Genomic DNA, 16,038 nt, shown 5'->3' with positions numbered 1-16,038 from the left:
CCATCCAGCCCCCGGATGCATCCGGCCGGACTTTGCGACAGGCCCTAGCCGACCGATTCCGCGAGCCGGGCGCTGAGCTCGCGGATATGGGTGACCAGCTCCGGGGGCTCGTGCACGCGGAACGGAAACCCGAACGTGGCGACGTAGATGGCCAACTCGTCGAGCGAATTGGATCCTGTTCGGAGCAAGCAGGTTTCGGCGTCCACCGCCTCGATCACGCCGACGGTGGGCGCGATACGGTCGGCGGCGACCTCGGCGGGCACGCCGAGGGTGATGCTTGCGGAGTAGCGGTACGGCGCACTCGACACGCCACGGGAAACATACCCGGACAGGTCGACGTCGGGTGCCGCGCGCGGGGTGAAGCGCGGCCCGGTCGGGATGCGGGGATGCAGCCGGTCCGCACGGTAGGTGCGCCAGTCGGCCCGGTCGACGTCCCAGCCGATGAGGTACCAGCGGCGGCCGGTGTGCGCCAGGCGATGTGGTTCGGTGGTGCGTAATGAGGTTGTGCCGTCATGGCTTCGGTAGTCGAAGCGCAGGCGATGACTGTCGCGGATGGCGCCCGCGATCGCGGTGAGCGTGTCCGGGTCGACGGTCGGACCACCGGCCGACACCGTGACGGTGACCGATTGCAGCAGGCTGACGCGGTGGCGCAGCCGAGACGGCAGCACCTGTTCGAGCTTGGTGAGCGCGCGCAGCGAGCTGTCCTCGATACCGGTGATGGTGCCGCCCGCGGCGGTGCGCAGACCGATGGCGACCGCCACCGCCTCGTCGTCGTCCAGCAGCAGCGGCGGTAGCTTGGCCCCCGCACCGAGCCGGTAGCCCGCGACGCCGGGGGTGGCGTCCACCGGGTAGCCGAGGTTGCGCAGCTTGTCGATGTCGCGGCGCACCGTGCGCACGTCGACCTGGAGGCGTTCGGCCAGGTCGGTGCCGGTCCAGTCGCGGGGCGTCTGCAAGAGCGACAGCAGCCGGAGCAGTCGCGCGGAGGTTTCCAACATGAATTTGAGTCTGCCGGAAAGCTAGGGCGAAAGCTGTCCTAGGGGGGTCATATCGTTCTATTCATGAGTGACGAGATCCACGAATTCCGCATCGACATCCCGCAGCAGCAGCTCGATGACCTGCGCACTCGGCTCGACGGCGCGCGCTGGCCCGCCCCGCTGCCCGGCGACGGCTGGGACACCGGCGTGCCGACCACCTGGCTGCGCGAGCTGGTCGACTACTGGCGTGGCGAATACGACTGGCGGGCGGTGGAGGCGCAGCTGAACGCCTACGCGCAGTTCACCACCGAGATCGACGGGCAGCGCATCCATTTCCTGCACGTCCGCTCGCCCGAGGCGGACGCGCTGCCGCTGCTGATGACGCACGGCTGGCCGGGTTCGGTGGTCGAGTTCCTCGACGTGATCGGGCCGCTGTCGGATCCGCGGGCGCACGGTGGCGACCCGAAAGACGCGTTCCACCTGGTGATTCCGGCACTGCCGGGCTTCGGCTTCTCGGGGCCGGTCACCGAGGCGGGCTGGACCGTCGAGAAGATCGCGCGGGCGTGGGCCGAGCTCATGCGCAGGCTCGGCTACGAGCGCTACGGCGTGCAGGGCGGTGACATCGGTGCCGACGTGAGCCCCGAGGTCGGCCGGACCGCACCGGACCACGTGGCGGGCGTGCACGTCAACGGCGGTCCGGGTCCGTTCCCGTCGCTGCCGCTGTCGGAGGCGGAACTGGCGAGTCTGACCGAGCTGGAACAGGATCGGATCCGCCGGATCGAGGCCTTTATGCAGGAGGAGTACGGCTACATCGCCGTGCAGTCCACCCGTCCGCAGACGCTGGCATACGGGCTGGTGGATTCGCCGGTCGCACAGCTCGCCTGGACGATGGACAAGTTCCGCGAGTGGACGCATCCGCGAAATGTCGACCCGGACAAGATCATTGATCGCGACCGGCTGCTGACCAATGTGATGCTGTACTGGCTCAACGGCACGGCAGGCTCGTCGGCGTACGTCGGTTACGCGCAGGAAGCGCCCTGGGGCGCGACGAAGGCGAACTCGGGCGTACCCACGGCCGCACTGGTTTTCGCGCACGACGTCGGCATTCGCCGGTACGCGGAGACCGAGAACACCATCACGCGCTGGCACGATGTCGACTGCGGCGGCCACTTCGCGGCGATGGAGGAGCCCGAGCTGCTCACCACGGATGTCCGCGAGTTCTTCCGCGAGCTGCGCTGAAACCCGAAGTCGTTGGGCCTGTTCCGGCATGTCGGCGCTGGAGCAGGCCCACAATTGGGGCAGGACCGTTGGCGAGGTGCAGCCCATGGACAAACCACGACCATTCACCCAGGAACACCGGGAAGATTTCTGGCGCCGCTGCGGGTGGTCGCCCGAACTCCCGATAGCCGAGCGCGACGCGATCGAACGCGCCTGGGACGACGATTCGATCGACATGGCCGAGCTGTTCGGCTGGTGAACATCGCTAGCCCGCGGTGAGCTCCCCGGCCTGCCGCCACGAGTGGCGTTCAGCGGCAAAGGCTGTCGCCTGCACGGCACGGAAGTCGCTGATGGACTCGTGGTTGGCGGCGAGGAATTCGCGGTAGTCCGCGAGGCGGAATTCGCCGTCCTCTGCGGGTACCCGGACGTTGCCGGAGGCGAAATCGGCACGCAGGTCGAGCAATTCGTCGGCCTCGACCGGGTACCAGCGGATCCGATCGAAATAGCGCAGTAGCCACGGTGTTTCCGCGCCGGTGGGATGCCGGTCCGCGCCGGGGTGGCCGGCGAGTGGGCCCGCGTGGTGGTTCCAGACCTGGGTAGTCCGACCGACGAACTGGTAGCCGCCAGGACCTTCCATGCCATAGATGCACAGGTAAGCGCCGCCGATGCCGACCGCGTTCTGCGGCGTCCATGTCCGCGCGGGGTTGTACTTGGTAGTGACCAGGCGGTGGCGCGGGTCGATCGGCGTGGCGACGGGTGCGCCCAGGTACACATCGCCGAGGCCGAGGACGAGGTACTCGGCGCCGAAGACGGTGTCGTAAACGTCGGCCACCGCGGCCAATCCGTTCATGCGGCGGATGAACTCGATGTTCCACGGGCACCACGGGGCGTCGGCGCGGACACCGTGCATGTAGCGGGTGATGGCCTCACGGGTGGCCGGGTCGTCCCAGGACAACGGCAGGTGCACGGTGCGGCTCGGCACCACGAGCCGGTCGGCGGCGGGCAGGTGCTGTTCGGCTTCGGCCAGCAGATCGAGCAGCGTCGGTACCGGCAGGATGTGCGGGTCCACCCGGATCTGCAACGAGCGGATGCCGGGGGTCAGCTCGGTCACGCCGGGTACCCGCGCGGCGAGTAGGTGCTGATGCAGGGCGTGCACCCGGGCGCGCAGGCCGAGATCCAGTGTCATGGTGCCGTATTCGACGAGCACGGCGTCGTCGCCCGCGCGGCGATAGGTCACGCCGGTCTCGTCGTCGACCTCGGTGCGCCGCAGTATTCCGTCGTCGCCGTCACCGCCCGCGGACAGCACGGTCGGCCAGCAGGCGCGGCGCCCGACGCCGAGGTCGCGCACCGAGGCGGCGCGATCGCTGCGGATCGGCACGAAACGCACCGCGTCGCCGGGGGTCAGCTGCCCGAGCTTCCAGCGATCGGCGGCCACCACGGTGACCGGGCAGACGAAACCGCCGAGGCTTGGGCCGTCGGGGCCGAGCAGGATCGGGGTATCGCCGGTGAAGTCCAGTGCGCCAACCGAATACGGGGTGTCGTGGATGTTCGACGGATGCAGGCCCGCTTCGCCGCCGTCGCTGCGGGCCCAGTCCGGTTTCGGGCCGATCAGCCGGACGCCGGTGCGGTCGGAGTTGAAGTGCACCGTGTAGTCGGTGCCGATGATGGTGTCGAAGTCGGCGCGGGTGAAGAATTCCGGTGCGCCGTGCGGGCCTTCGGTCACCGCCAGCTCCCAGCGCCTGGCGAGCACCGGCTGGTCGTCCATCGGGACGGCGGTCGCGAGCGGATCGTGTGGCGGTCCGAGTGTCAATACTTCGTCGGCTCGCAGCGCGTTGCCTGCGCTTCCACCGAACCGGCCTAGAGTGAACGTTGCTGTGCTGCCGAGATATTCGGGCAGCTGGATACCGCCCGCGAGCAACACGTAACAGCGCATCCCGGGTCCGCGCACGGCACCGACATCGAGTACGCCCCCGGCGGGAATCTGCAGGGTGCGCCACTGCTCCAGTCGAACACCGTTCAGCGTCACCTCGGTCGGTGCGCCGGTGACGCATACCCAGGTGGCCGCCGAAAACCGCAGTGCCGGACCGCCGAGCGTGCACTCCAGTCCGGCCGTGCCCTCGGCATTGCCGAGCACCCGGTTGCCGAGCCGGAACGACAGATCGTCCATCGGCCCCGACGGTGGGACGCCGACGTGCCAGTATCCGGTTCGCCCCGGCCAATCCTGCACCGTGGTGAGCATGCCGGGGCGAAGGACCTCGACGGACGTGGGCACTGGTGCGGTGGCCGCCGCCGCGCAATCGGCTGGAGCCGCAGGCGCAGCGGCGCCGGATAGGTCGGTGACGGTCATTTCGACACCACCATCCGCACCGGGGTGGGGTCGAAACCGTTGCACGGGTTGTTGATCTGCGGGCAGTTCGACACGAGGACCAGCGTGTCGATCTCGGCCCGGAGCGTCACTTTCTTTCCGGGAGCGGACAATCCGTCGACGATGCCGAGGGTGCCGTCGGGTTCCACCGGCACGTTCATGAACCAGTTGATGTTGGACACCAGGTCCCGCTTACCGAGACCCCATTGCAGCGCGGCGGTGAGGAAGTTCTCCACGCAGGCATGCTGGTGGCGAGTGTGGTGGCCGTAGCGGAGGGTGTTGGACTCCTGCGAGCAGGCGCCCGCGATGGTGTCGTGGTTGCCCACCTCGTCGGCGACGACCGTCATCAGGGCGGTGCCCACGTCGGTCCGCAACACGCTGCCGGTGGTGAGGAAGATATTGCGCTGCGCGGCGATGGTGGCCTGCGCGCTGTAGCGGTCGGTGTGGTCGGCCGCCGAGTACAGCAGGCAGTCCACCGCCTGGTTGCCGTGCAGATCGATGATCTCCAGTTGCTCGCCCGCTTCGACGATCGCAGACCAGGGGGCGCGGGCGGGGACGGTCTCGTCGAGCACGATTTGCCTGTTCATTTCCCGACCTCCAGCGTGCGGGCGGCCACCCAGGCTGTTTCCGTGTTCTGCACGGCCCGTTGGTATTCCGGGTCGCTGTTGTGCGTGACGGTGAGTTCTTCCGGCGCGGTCCACGCGACGACATCGAGATCCGTTGCGGTCCGGTCGTCCAAGGGATGCGCGGCATTGGCGACGAGCAGGATCACCGGCAGATGCACGAGCAGGTCGACCGAGGCACCCGCCGCTGCGCTGCCGGTGCCGGTCAGTGCGCCGTCGGTGGCCACTCGTACACCACGGAAGAACGACACCGTCGGCCCGATATCGCGCGGCTCCAGACCATGTTTGGCGCCGGCCAGGCGGAGCAGCTGTCGCGCCTCGGCGGCCGGCCCGCACAGGGCGTCGTGCTGGCCGGAAGTATCGGCGAGCACGGTGGCCAGGATGCGGCCCTGATCGGACAGCAGCGGATGGCCGTTGCCCAGGTAGGCCTGCCACGGAACCTTGACCGTATCAGCGACATTCAGCCGTTCCCAGGGGGCATCGGCCCGCACCAGCAGCAGGTGCGCGCACGCGGCTCCGGCCGGATCGGACAGCCGGACCCGAGTACCTCGCCCCAGCACGATATTCGCGTATCCGGCTCCCGGAATGCGCTGGGCAAAAGTGATTCTCGCGGCCTCGACACCGTCGGGTAGGCCAGGTTCCATGGTGGCCGCCGCGGCGGCCTGCGAGCGCGCATGCGCCCGGGCACCCGTGGTGGATGCGGTGTTCGTCATCGTCAGCTCCTTCGCAGGATGCGGGTCGAGCGCTCGCAGCACTCGCCTCGCGCTCGCACCGATTTCGGACTTCGCCTTCGCAAGCGCTCCCTTGCACTGCTCGACGGGAAACGCGTGCGCGGTGGTGGCCGGCAGCACCACCGCGCGTTCGATCAGGCGGACTCTGTTGCAGGCTCGGGACTTTCGGCAGTGCCCGGCGTGCGTGCGACGAACCAGTGCACGACCACCCCGACGGCGACCACCAGCAGCACGAACAGCGGTGCGGCCCAGAGCATCCACCAACCGCCACCGTCCGGCGTGTACACCTCGGGCCGCGGCCAAGCCAGGTTCACCGCCATCGCGATACCCCACAGCACGGCGAGCGCGTTGATCGGAACCCCGAAGCGGCCCAGGCTGAACAGGCCGGGCTCGCTCGCTTCGTCGGCGGGCATACCCTTGACCCGCCGCACCAGCAGTGGCGCCGTGACCAGTAGATACGCCAGGTACAGCGTCACGATGCACACGCTGGCCAGGGTCGCGAAGATCGCGGCATTGCCGAGATTGAGCACCAGCAACCCGATGCCGAGCAGCCCGATGACCACCGCCGGCAGCACCGGGGTACCGAACCGCGGGTGCACCGCGGCAAGGCGCCGGGCGAACGGCAACTTCCCGTCCCTGGCCATCGAGAACATCAACCGCGACCCGGCCGTCTGAATGGCCAAGGTGCACACCGTGATCGCGACCGCGACACAGCCGAGCAGCACCGTGCCAGCCGGGCTGTCCAGCTTCGCGGTGAGCACATAGGCCAGACCGTCGGTGGCCAGCGCACCGTCGGACAGGCTCGGCGCGGCCATCAGCGCGCCGAGCAGCAGCAGCCCGCCGCCGAGCGCGGACACCGACAGCGCGGCCAGGATGGTGCGTGGCGCGACCCGGCGCGGATTCTTGGTCTCCTCGGAAAGCTCACCGGCGGAGTCGAAGCCGACCATCACGTAGGCGGCCATCAGCCCCGACACCAGGAATGCCGCCCAGTACGAGCCGGGCACGGCCTGATCGGTCTGCCAGACCACGCCGGGCCCGCGCTCGGTATGGGTGAAGAACAGCGCGATGATCGCGAGCACACCGACGATCTCGACGGTGACGCCGATCGAGTTGATCCGCGACATCAGGTCGATGCCGAGCACATTGATGGCCGTGGTGATCGTCAGCAGGATGCTGCCGAGCAGCACCGCGTTCGTCGCACCGGACGACGAGGTCAGCGCGGTGTCTTCGCCGATGACCTGGAACCCGCTCCAGATCGACGGCAGCACCACCTGCAGCGCGATCGCCGCCGCGGCGGCGGTGACGATCTGGGCGATCACCATCATCCAGCCCGCGAACCAGCCGACCAGTTCGCCGCCGAGCCGGCGCGACCACTGGTAGATGCAGCCCGAAATCGGGTAGCGCGCAGCCAATTCGGCGAAGTTCAGCGCGACGAGGAACTGTCCGGCGAACACCATCGGCCAGGTCCAGAAGAACGCGGCGCCGCCGAACGAATAGCCGAAGCCGAAGAACTGGAAGATGGTGGTGAGGATGGAGACGAACGAGAAGCCCGCGGCGAACGAGGCGTAGCGGCCGAGTTTGCGCCGCAGCACGGGTTGATAGCCGAATCGGGCCAGATCGGCGCCGTCGCGGCTGGTGTCGGGCGGAGGGGCGGGGGCGAACGTTGTGGCCATGAGGGTCCTTCGGCGAGCGGCCAATACCTATCAGATGACAGTTTTGCGGTGGCGATCGCGCTTTCGGTGACCCGCGTGTATCGCTTGCGGTAACCCCGGTTACTTCTGCGTTGCCGAGATTTCTATCAAGTGACAGAAACATCGCCGCGGCCTACCGGGGGACCGACCGTCGCGGATCGGTGCAGCGGATACCTGCCAGAATGGGCCTTGTGACAAACCTCGGCCCCGGCCGTCCTCGTGTGGAGCAGCGACGCCGTCGCGGCCAGACGCCGCGCGCCGAGATTTTGGACGCTGCCGGGGAGCTGTTCACCACCAATGGCTACGCGAACACCTCCACCCGTGTGGTCGCCGACGCGGTCGGCATCCGTCAGGCATCGCTCTATCATCACTTCGCCGCCAAGGATGACATCCTCGATGCGCTGCTTGCCGAAACCATAGCTGCCCCACTGGAACTCGCCGAACGACTGGGGAGCGTGTCGGCGACGGCGCCTGCCCGCCTTTACGCGCTGGCCTGGTTCGACGTCGGCCAGCTCTGCGCCGCGCGCTGGAATCTCGGTGCGCTGTACCTGCTTCCGGAGCTGCGCACCGAGCGGTTCGCCACGTTCCGGTTGCGGCGCGACGAACTGCGCGGGCACTACGAGGTTTTGGCGGCCGAGGTACTGGCCGAGGCCGGCGGGGCGGGCATCGCGGGCGCCGAGGCGCTGCCGTTCCGGCTGGTCGAGATGGTGATCAGCATCCGCTCGGACGAGGGCGCGGCACCGGCCGCCGCGGCGCGCACCATCCCCGAGGCGGCGCTGCGGGTGCTGGGCTGGCCCGGTGATCTGGACGCGCTGCGCGACGAGGCGCAGCGGCTGCTCGAACAGCTCGAAACAGCCTGACGCCTACTTCCCCGCGCTGCGTCCCCACTCGAGACCCCAGCGGTAGGCCTTGTCGACCTCCATCTTTCCCCACAGCGGGCGCCGCGCGGGCGGCCGGACGAACACGCCCTGACGCTGAACCACGAACTCTCCGTTGATGTTCTCGATCAGCGCGAGCACCATCTCCCGTGAGTTGTCGGTGCATCCGCTCACCGACATCTCGATCGGCGGCGAGCCGACCGGGTAGAGCGTGGCGGTCGCCTCGACACCGCGGAAATCATCGGTCCCCTCGTACAGCGAGGCGAACACCAGGATCCGGCGGAACTTCGCGGTGTGGTCGAGATTGATGTCGAGGTTCTCGCCCGCCGCGACCGCACCGGTCCGATCGTCCTTGTCGAGCAGGATGTAGGGCGCCTGGTGCAGCGAGCCGAAGCCGTCGAGCGGGCCGATGGAGCCCTTCGTTCCGTCGGTCAGCTCCCAGAAGCAGCACAGGTCCAGGTCGAGGCCGGCCTTGCGCTTGCCGAAGCCGCGCCGCGGGGCCGCGTTGCCGGACCAGTTCAGGTTGATCCGCATCACGCCGCCGGTCGCGCCTTGCTTGGTCAGCGAGATCGAGGGGGAGTCCTTGGTCAACGAGATCTTGCTGAGGTTGACCGCGGCGGCGGACGGTTGCTGCGGAACCTGCGGTGGCGCACCGGCATTCGGTGGCATGCCGCCCTGTGGAGGTGCGCCATAGGGGTTGGGCTGCGGCGGTGGCGTGAACTGCGGTTGCGGCGGCGCGTACTGCGGCGCGGGCGCGGGCGGTGGTGGCGGCGCGGTGAACTGGTGCGGCGGTGCGGCGGGCGGTGGCGGCGGCGTGAACTGGTGCGGCGGCGCGGCAGGCGGGGTCGCCGGGGCGTCGTCCACCGAGATCCCGAAATCCGTGGCCAGACCGGCCAATCCGGCGGCGTACCCCTGCCCGACCGCACGGAACTTCCACCCGCCCTGCCGCCGGTACAGCTCGCCCAGCACGAACGCGGTCTCGGTGGTCGCGCCGGTGCTGTCGAACCGCGCCACCTCCGCGCCGCTGGCCGGATCCACCAGCCGGACGTAGAGGCCGTGGAATTGACCGAAGGTGCCGCCATCGGCCGAGGCCGCGATCACGATGGTGTCGATCTGCGCTTCGACCCGGCCCAGGTCGGCCGACAGCACGTCGAGCACAGTCGGCCCCTGCTGCTTGCCCTCGTGCCGGACCGCGCCGGACGGATGCGCGGGCTGGTTGTAGAAGACGAAGTCGTTGTCGTTGCGCACTTTTCCGGCGGCCAGCAGCAGCGCCGAGGCGTCGGCGTCGGGCACCCCGGGACCGCTCTGCCAGCCGAGCTCGATCCGGACGGCGGCCATGGGCACCGGGACGTTCGAGCCCTTCGTCATCGACATAGGTGCCAACGTATCCGAAACGGGCGGCAGGCGTGCCTGGTCAGCGGGTAGGCGGCGCGATCTGCCAGTGCTCTTGCAACGCGCCCGCGATCTCCGGCAGCACCGTCACCGGTATCTGCTTGCGCCGCAGCAACGCCCGGATCTCGTTCACCTGCTCGCGTTTGCGGAGGTCGTAGGCGCCGGACACCGGGCGCAGCACCGGCGGAATGGACAGCAGCACCAGCTCGCCGTGCTGTTCGTCGCCGCCGATCAGGTCGAGCGCCAGCGACCAGCGGGACCGCTCGTCCAGCGTGAAGCGCCCGGCGACCACGCGATCCCAGTCGATGCTGGATTCGGTCCACGGGGTGCGCCGGTAGATCACCCGCTCGGTGAGAACCACGGCGTCCCTGGCGAACAGCGCCGCCACCACGGCGATACCCGCGACGGCACCGGCCAGTAAACCGGTGAATACGCGATTCACCCCGAACAGACCGATCACGGCCGTGCACAGTACGACGGTCACCAGCATCCCGAGGGAACTGTAGAGCGCCGCACGCTGCGTGGGCACCACACCAGCCCGCACCATCGTCATCTCACCTACCCACTTCCGGCGTGCTGCGGCACACGCTACCGCTCGTGGTGCCGCAGCACACGCGCAAGTCTCAGGCTTCGAGGGCGACCGCGGCCTCGGCGGTGTACACCAGGAACGTCAGGCTCTGCTGGAAGTACAGCTGCACCGACTCGGTGTCGTGCGCGAGGTAGCCGATCGACAGGTCCTGGCCGATCCGCAGGTCGTAGTCGCCGCCGCGGGTGGTCAGCACGAACGCGCCGTCGATGGCGGGCGCCCAGATGATCTCGCCGTCCGGGATGAGCCGCTCGATGTGCGTGCGGATCGGGTGCCCGTGATCGGAGGTCTCGCTCACCGCCGTGAACAGATCCGCGCTCAGCAGCACCGAGTACGGCCCGTCGACACCGGCCAGCCGCAGCGCGGTGAGCGCCTGGGTGACCGACTCCGGCACCAGCCGGGGATCACTCGGCAGCGCGATCGCCTGATTGGTCGAACTCGCCCGGATACCGGTGATATTCGCGGCCGGATAGCCCTCGAAGATCGCCCGGTCCTCGGCGAACGCAATCTTCTTCGCGGCGTCCTTCACCGGATCGAGATCGGTGTCCATCGCGCCGCGTTCGACGTTGTCGAGCTCCTCGCGGGACAGCCGGAACGGCACCCGCAGCTCGACCAGCGGCGCGACCACCCGCTGCCTGGCCTGCACGCCCTCGTCGGGCGCGCTGATCGGGGTGGTGTGGCCGGTGCCGACCGCGGCGTAGTCGAGGCCGTGCGGTCCGGACAGGTCGACGACGCGGCGCCCGGCGATGTGCCGCTTGAAGGTGCGCGTCGCCTCTTCCTCGATCGCCGACCATGCCTCGGCGGTGATCGGCGCGAGTTCGCGATAGAGGTTGTTCATGCTTGCCTGCTCCTTTTCAACGTGCCGATACCGAGTGAGCCCGAGCCGATGTCGTTGGGCTGCACGTTTTCCGCCGTCACGGCGTCCGCCGGTGGCGGGGGAAGCTCATCGAAGAAGTCGAGCGACGGTGCAAAGAACGAGGTGCCGGTGACCGCGATGGAGAAATCGAGCAGGCGGTCGTAGGCCGCCTCCTCGGTGCCGACGAACATCCGGGTGAGCATCAACTCGGTGACGCTCGGGGTGGCCGCGTAAGCGACGTAGTACGTACCGAATTCGCCGTCCTTGACGCTGCCGAACGGCATGTTGGCGCGCAGGATCTCGCGCTCGGTGCCGTCGGCGTCCACGATGGTGTTCACCGCGACGTGCGAGTCGGCGGGCTTGTCGGCGTCGGACAGCTCGAAATCGTCGAGCTTGGTGCGCCCGATCACCTTCTCCTGCTCCTCGATCGACAGCGCCCGCCACTCCGCCAGCGGATGCAGGTACTTCTGCACGATCACGTAACTGCCGTCCCGGAATTCGGGGTCCTCGTCACCGACCAGCGCGGCCGCGTAGGCGGACTTGCCCTCCGGATTCTCGGTGCCGTCGACGAAGCCGAGCAGGTCGCGCTGCTCGAAGTAGCGGAACCCGACGGTCTCGTCCACGATCGTGGCCGCGCCGGCCAGCCGGTCGCCGATGGTCATGGCCAGCTCGAAGCAGGCGTCCTGATTCTCCGCCCGAATGTGGAACAGCAGATCGCCCGGCGTCGCCGGGGCGCGATGGTGCTTGCCCACGTAACCGGGGAATTCGTGCAGTTCGGCGGGCCGTGGTCCGGCGAAGAGCCGGTCCCATGCCGCCGAGCCGATCGCGGCCACACAGGTGAGGCCCGCACCGGGGATCCGGAACCCGACCGAGCGGCGCAGACCCTGCACGTCGGCGAGGGTATCGCGGACCACAGCCTCGCCGCCCGCGTCGATGGTGGCGACCAGGAAGATCGCAGCCGGGGTGAGCGGATCGAGGATCGGCTGCGGCTCACTCATGCCGCCGCCTCGCCGGCGCTCACCGCCGGCACGCGCGAGGCACGCTGTGACATGACTCGCTCGCTGCGCTCACTCATGATCATCAGCCTAGTGCCCGAGCGACTACCGCCGACCGGGTGGCACGGCCACCGCCGCTGCTACTTCGCGACCGTCATCAGGAAGGCCACGTCGTCCACGGCCATCACGCTGTGCCTGGCCTTGGGCACCACGAGCAGGTCGCCCGCCGAGCCCTTCCATTCGTTGCTGCCGCTGATCAGGGTCAGCGTGCCGCTGAGCACCAGGAGGGTGGCCTCGCCGGCGTTGTCGTGCTCGGCAAGGCTCTGACCCGCGCTCAGGCCGACCACCGTCTGGCGCAGCGAATTCGCGTGACCACCGTAGATCGTTTGCGAACTACGCCCGCTGCTGGCGGTGCTCGCAATCTTGAGTTGTTGTCGAGCAACCGCAGTCAGCGATTTCTTGTCCATGGACCGCCTTTCGCAAATGACAACAGCCGGTGCGGGGGCTGTTCGCACCGGCTCGGGGGCTCGGACGGACGAAGGCCCGGCCCCGCTTATTCAGGAGTATGCCCGACCGGCTGTGGCCTCGAGACCTGTTTGCACGGGCCGGGGGTTCTGTGATCGAACGGTGTTGTGCGGCCACGACGATCGATGCGGAGAGTTTGCCGACTAGTCGGATTCGCGGCGGGTGTAGCGGCGGATCCGGTAGCGCAGACCGGAGGTCGAGTCGTGCCACGGTTCGGTGTCGTCGGTGGTCCACTCGGGTCCGATCGCGGGGGCGTACGCATCGCCTTCGACGGTGGTGTCCACCTCGGTGACGAGCAGGTCGGTCGCGAAATCCATAGCGATGCGGTAGATCTCACCACCCCCGGCGATCCACACGGTGCCCGGCCCGCTCAACGTGAGCGCCTCGGCCACCGATCCGGCCCGCTCGGCGCCCTCGGCCGCCCAGTCCGCCTGCCTGGTCACCACGATGTTGCGGCGCCCGGACAGCGGGCGGAATTTCGGCGGCAGCGAATCCCAGGTGCGCCTGCCCATCACCACGGGATGTCCCATGGTGACCGCCTTGAAATTCGCCATGTCCTCGGGCACGCGCCAGGGAATGGTGTTCTGGAAACCGATCACGCCGTCGGGGGTTTGTGCCCAGATCAGCCCGATGGTGCGCGTCACGCGGTGTCCGATGCGGTGTTCACTGTTCCTCCGTTACCCCGAACTGCTTCCGTCGAGCCAGGCCGCTCACACCGCAACGGGTGCCTTGATGGCCGGATGATGCTGGTAGCCGACGACTTCCACGTCCTCGTAGGCGTAGTCGAACAGTGTCGGTGCGGGTCGCAGGTGCAGGGTGGGGAACGGGAACGGCTCGCGGGTCAGCTGCTCGCGGACCTGGTCGAGGTGGTTGTCATAGATGTGGCAGTCGCCGCCGGTCCAGATGAACTCGCCGAGCTCCAGCTCGGTCTGCTGCGCGACCATCTGGGTGAGCAGGGCGTAGCTGGCGATATTGAACGGCACGCCGAGGAACAGGTCGGCGCTGCGCTGATACAGCTGGCAGGACAGCCTGCCGTCGGCCACATAGAACTGGAAGAACGCGTGGCACGGGGCGAGCACCATCTTGTCCAGCTCGGAGACGTTCCAGGCGGAGACGAGCATGCGCCGGGAATCGGGGTTGGTGCGCAGGGTGTGCAGCACCTCGGAGATCTGGTCGATGTGCACGCCGTCCGGCGTCGGCCAGGACCGCCACTGCACGCCGTAGACCGGGCCCAGTTCGCCGTTGGCGTCGGCCCATTCGTCCCAGATGGAGACGCCGTGCTCCTGCAGCCATTTCACGTTGGATTCGCCGCGCAGGAACCAGAGCAACTCGTAGACGATCGACTTCAGATGCACCTTTTTGGTGGTGATCAGCGGGAAGCCGGTCGAGAGGTCGTAGCGCAGCTGATGGCCGAAAATGCTGCGCGTGCCGGTGCCGGTGCGGTCCGCCTTTTTCGTGCCGGACTCCAGCACCAGCCGGAGCAGATCCTCGTACTGGGTATCGGTCGCCACGGCTGCCAACTCTAGTAGAAACGCCGCCTGGCAAGCTCGGCGCATGCGCAAGCTCTACGTGATCGGCATCGGCGCGGGCGATCCCGACCAGGTGACGGTGCAGGCCATCAAGGCCATGCGGCAGGTCGAGGTGTTCTTCGTCATCGGCAAGGGCGCGGAGAAGCGCGAGCTGGTCGAGGTGCGGACCGCGATCCTGGCCGAGCACGTCGATCGGCCGTACCGGATCGTGGAGATCGCGGACCCGCCGCGAGACCGGGCACCGGCGGACTATCAGGGCGTCGTCGAGGACTGGCACGAGCGGCGCTCCGCCGTGCTGGAAGACGCGTTCGCGCAGGTCGACGGGGTCGGCGGCATTCTGGTGTGGGGTGATCCGTCGCTGTACGACAGCACCCTGCGAATGATCGAGCGGGTGCTCGCGCGCGGGACGGTGCGCTTCGATTACTCGGTGATCCCGGGTGTCACCAGCGTGCAGGCCCTGGCCGCGCGGCATCGGATGGTGCTGCACGGTATCGGCGAGCCGGTGCACATCACCACCGGCCGGCGGCTGCGCGAGGAGGGGCTCGCCGACGCGGCGGTGGTGATGCTGGACGGCGACTGCTCGTTCACCGAGGTGCCCGGCGCGGATGTGCACATCTGGTGGGGCGCCTACCTCGGCATGCCGGACGAAACGCTGATCGAGGGCCCACTGCGTGAGGTGGAGCAGGAGATCGTGGACCGCCGCGCCGGGCTGCGGGCCGAGAAGGGCTGGATCATGGACATCTACCTGCTCCGTCGGACCTGACTGCCCTGCTCTTGTCGGTGCGGGCCGGTAGCCTGGGCGTGTGCCCGAACTACCTGAAGTGGAGGCGCTGGCGCAGTTTCTGCGGGAGCATGCGGTCGGCGCCGTGGTGGGGCGTGTGGATGTCGCGGCGTTGAGTGCGGTGAAGACGTTCGACCCGCCGGTGACCGCGCTCTCCGGCCGGGACGTGACCGGCGCGGGGCGCTGGGGCAAGTTTCTCGGGATGGACTGCGACGGGTTGTGGCTGATCACCCACCTGTCCCGCGGTGGCTGGCTGCGGTGGATCGACGAACCGAGTCAGACGCCGCCGAAGCCGGGCGGTAAGAGTCCGCTGGCGCTGCGGGTGCACTTCTTCACCCCCGAGGGCGCGACGCCCGCCATCGATCTCACCGAGGCGGGGACCAAGAAACGGCTCGCGGTCTACATCGTAGACAACCCGAAGTCGGTGCCCGGTATCGCACGACTCGGGCCCGACGCGCTCGAGGTGACCGAGGAACAGTTCACCGAGATCCTGCGCGGCACCTCGCAGCGGATCAAGACCGCGATCGTCGATCAGACCCTGCTAGCGGGCGTCGGCAACGCCTACTCCGACGAAATCCTGCACACCGCACGGATCTCGCCGTTCGCCAACACCAAAACCCTTGCGGCGGACAAGGTCGGCGAGCTGTACGCGGCCATGCGCGCGGTGCTGACCGACGCCGTGCAGCGCTCGGTGGGTCAGGATGCCGCCCGCCTCAAGGGCGAGAAGCGTTCCGGCATGCAGGTACACGCGCGTACGGGTATGCCGTGCCCGGTCTGCGGCGACACGGTGCGCGAGGTGTCCTACGCCGAGCGCTCGTTCCAGTACTGCCCGACCTGTCAGACCGGCGGCAAGATCCTCGCCGACCGGCGCATGTCGCGGCTGCTCAAGTAACC

The 16,038-nt window shown here is 68.5% G+C and carries 17 protein-coding genes; 5 read left to right on the top strand and 12 right to left on the bottom strand.

The genetic code is table 11. From position 1 onward, the window contains the following. Positions 1 to 44 precede the first annotated feature (44 nt). A complete protein-coding gene (locus IBX18_RS00475; RefSeq protein WP_194831851.1) occupies positions 45 to 995 on the bottom strand; it encodes a YafY family protein in 951 nt (316 codons plus the stop codon). A gap of 63 nt (positions 996 to 1,058) precedes the next feature. Between IBX18_RS00475 and IBX18_RS00470 the strand changes: the two genes are divergently transcribed. Both IBX18_RS00470 and IBX18_RS00465 read left to right on the top strand, forming a co-directional pair. Further along, positions 1,059 to 2,213 (top strand): epoxide hydrolase family protein, encoded by a 1,155-nt coding sequence (locus IBX18_RS00470; RefSeq protein ID WP_194831850.1) that lies wholly within the window; start codon positions 1,059 to 1,061, stop codon positions 2,211 to 2,213. A gap of 85 nt (positions 2,214 to 2,298) precedes the next feature. Next, on the top strand, positions 2,299 to 2,451 hold the full coding sequence (locus tag IBX18_RS00465; RefSeq protein WP_186818849.1) for a hypothetical protein: 153 nt from the start codon (positions 2,299 to 2,301) through the stop codon (positions 2,449 to 2,451). Between the two features lie 6 nt (positions 2,452 to 2,457). On the opposite strand, the gene IBX18_RS00460 is transcribed toward IBX18_RS00465, so the two are convergent. The 4 genes from IBX18_RS00460 to IBX18_RS00445 all read right to left on the bottom strand — a co-directional run bounded on the left by IBX18_RS00460 (position 2,458) and on the right by IBX18_RS00445 (position 7,584). Beyond that, entirely contained in the window at positions 2,458 to 4,464 is a 2,007-nt protein-coding gene (locus IBX18_RS00460; protein WP_306796160.1) for a 5-oxoprolinase/urea amidolyase family protein, read from the bottom strand. A 71-nt stretch (positions 4,465 to 4,535) separates the two neighbouring features. Further along, the gene (locus IBX18_RS00455; RefSeq protein WP_194831848.1) at positions 4,536 to 5,144 is read right to left on the bottom strand and encodes an urea amidolyase associated protein UAAP2; all 609 of its coding nucleotides are present in this window, start codon (positions 5,142 to 5,144) and stop codon (positions 4,536 to 4,538) included. Continuing rightward, the gene (locus tag IBX18_RS00450) at positions 5,141 to 5,893 is read right to left on the bottom strand and encodes a DUF1989 domain-containing protein (protein ID WP_194831847.1); all 753 of its coding nucleotides are present in this window, start codon (positions 5,891 to 5,893) and stop codon (positions 5,141 to 5,143) included. The genes IBX18_RS00455 and IBX18_RS00450 overlap by 4 nt, the downstream gene beginning before the upstream one ends. A 152-nt stretch (positions 5,894 to 6,045) precedes the next feature. Further along, a complete protein-coding gene (locus IBX18_RS00445; protein ID WP_194831846.1) occupies positions 6,046 to 7,584 on the bottom strand; it encodes an amino acid permease in 1,539 nt (512 codons plus the stop codon). A gap of 209 nt (positions 7,585 to 7,793) precedes the next feature. On the opposite strand from IBX18_RS00445, the gene IBX18_RS00440 reads away from it, so the two are divergent. Next, positions 7,794 to 8,462 carry a helix-turn-helix domain-containing protein gene (locus IBX18_RS00440; RefSeq protein WP_306796075.1) on the top strand — a complete coding sequence of 223 codons (669 nt, stop codon included), beginning with the start codon at positions 7,794 to 7,796 and terminating at the stop codon, positions 8,460 to 8,462. Between the two features lie 3 nt (positions 8,463 to 8,465). Here the strand turns inward: IBX18_RS00440 and IBX18_RS00435 are convergent, their stop codons facing one another. The 7 genes from IBX18_RS00435 to IBX18_RS00405 all read right to left on the bottom strand — a co-directional run bounded on the left by IBX18_RS00435 (position 8,466) and on the right by IBX18_RS00405 (position 14,345). After that, entirely contained in the window at positions 8,466 to 9,854 is a 1,389-nt protein-coding gene (locus IBX18_RS00435) for a TerD family protein (RefSeq protein ID WP_194831844.1), read from the bottom strand. 40 nt (positions 9,855 to 9,894) lie between these two features. Beyond that, on the bottom strand, positions 9,895 to 10,419 hold the full coding sequence (locus IBX18_RS00430; RefSeq protein ID WP_228540235.1) for a hypothetical protein: 525 nt from the start codon (positions 10,417 to 10,419) through the stop codon (positions 9,895 to 9,897). A 76-nt stretch (positions 10,420 to 10,495) separates the two neighbouring features. Then, positions 10,496 to 11,296, bottom strand: a complete 801-nt coding sequence (locus IBX18_RS00425; RefSeq protein WP_147144152.1) for a family 1 encapsulin nanocompartment shell protein — start codon at positions 11,294 to 11,296, stop codon at positions 10,496 to 10,498. Beyond that, the gene (locus tag IBX18_RS00420) at positions 11,293 to 12,312 is read right to left on the bottom strand and encodes a Dyp-type peroxidase (protein WP_194831842.1); all 1,020 of its coding nucleotides are present in this window, start codon (positions 12,310 to 12,312) and stop codon (positions 11,293 to 11,295) included. The genes IBX18_RS00425 and IBX18_RS00420 overlap by 4 nt, the downstream gene beginning before the upstream one ends. Positions 12,313 to 12,449: 137 nt before the next feature. After that, entirely contained in the window at positions 12,450 to 12,776 is a 327-nt protein-coding gene (locus IBX18_RS00415) for a cupin domain-containing protein (protein WP_107659390.1), read from the bottom strand. Positions 12,777 to 12,977: 201 nt separating this feature from the next. Next, on the bottom strand, positions 12,978 to 13,478 hold the full coding sequence (locus IBX18_RS00410; protein ID WP_194831841.1) for a dihydrofolate reductase: 501 nt from the start codon (positions 13,476 to 13,478) through the stop codon (positions 12,978 to 12,980). Between the two features lie 66 nt (positions 13,479 to 13,544). After that, the gene (locus IBX18_RS00405; RefSeq protein WP_306796073.1) at positions 13,545 to 14,345 is read right to left on the bottom strand and encodes a thymidylate synthase; all 801 of its coding nucleotides are present in this window, start codon (positions 14,343 to 14,345) and stop codon (positions 13,545 to 13,547) included. A 43-nt stretch (positions 14,346 to 14,388) separates the two neighbouring features. Between IBX18_RS00405 and cobF the strand changes: the two genes are divergently transcribed. Both cobF and IBX18_RS00395 read left to right on the top strand, forming a co-directional pair. After that, positions 14,389 to 15,126: a precorrin-6A synthase (deacetylating) gene (gene cobF, locus IBX18_RS00400; protein WP_194831839.1), complete on the top strand. Its 738-nt coding sequence runs from the start codon at positions 14,389 to 14,391 to the stop codon at positions 15,124 to 15,126. 40 nt (positions 15,127 to 15,166) lie between these two features. Then, positions 15,167 to 16,036: an Fpg/Nei family DNA glycosylase gene (locus tag IBX18_RS00395; protein WP_194831838.1), complete on the top strand. Its 870-nt coding sequence runs from the start codon at positions 15,167 to 15,169 to the stop codon at positions 16,034 to 16,036. Positions 16,037 to 16,038: the final 2 nt, after the last annotated feature.

Origin of the sequence: Nocardia sp. XZ_19_369, assembly GCF_015355715.1 — a bacterium.
GTDB lineage: Bacteria > Actinomycetota > Actinomycetes > Mycobacteriales > Mycobacteriaceae > Nocardia.
Note: the sequence above shows the minus strand (reverse complement) of the source record. Positions and strands in the feature narration are given on the sequence as shown.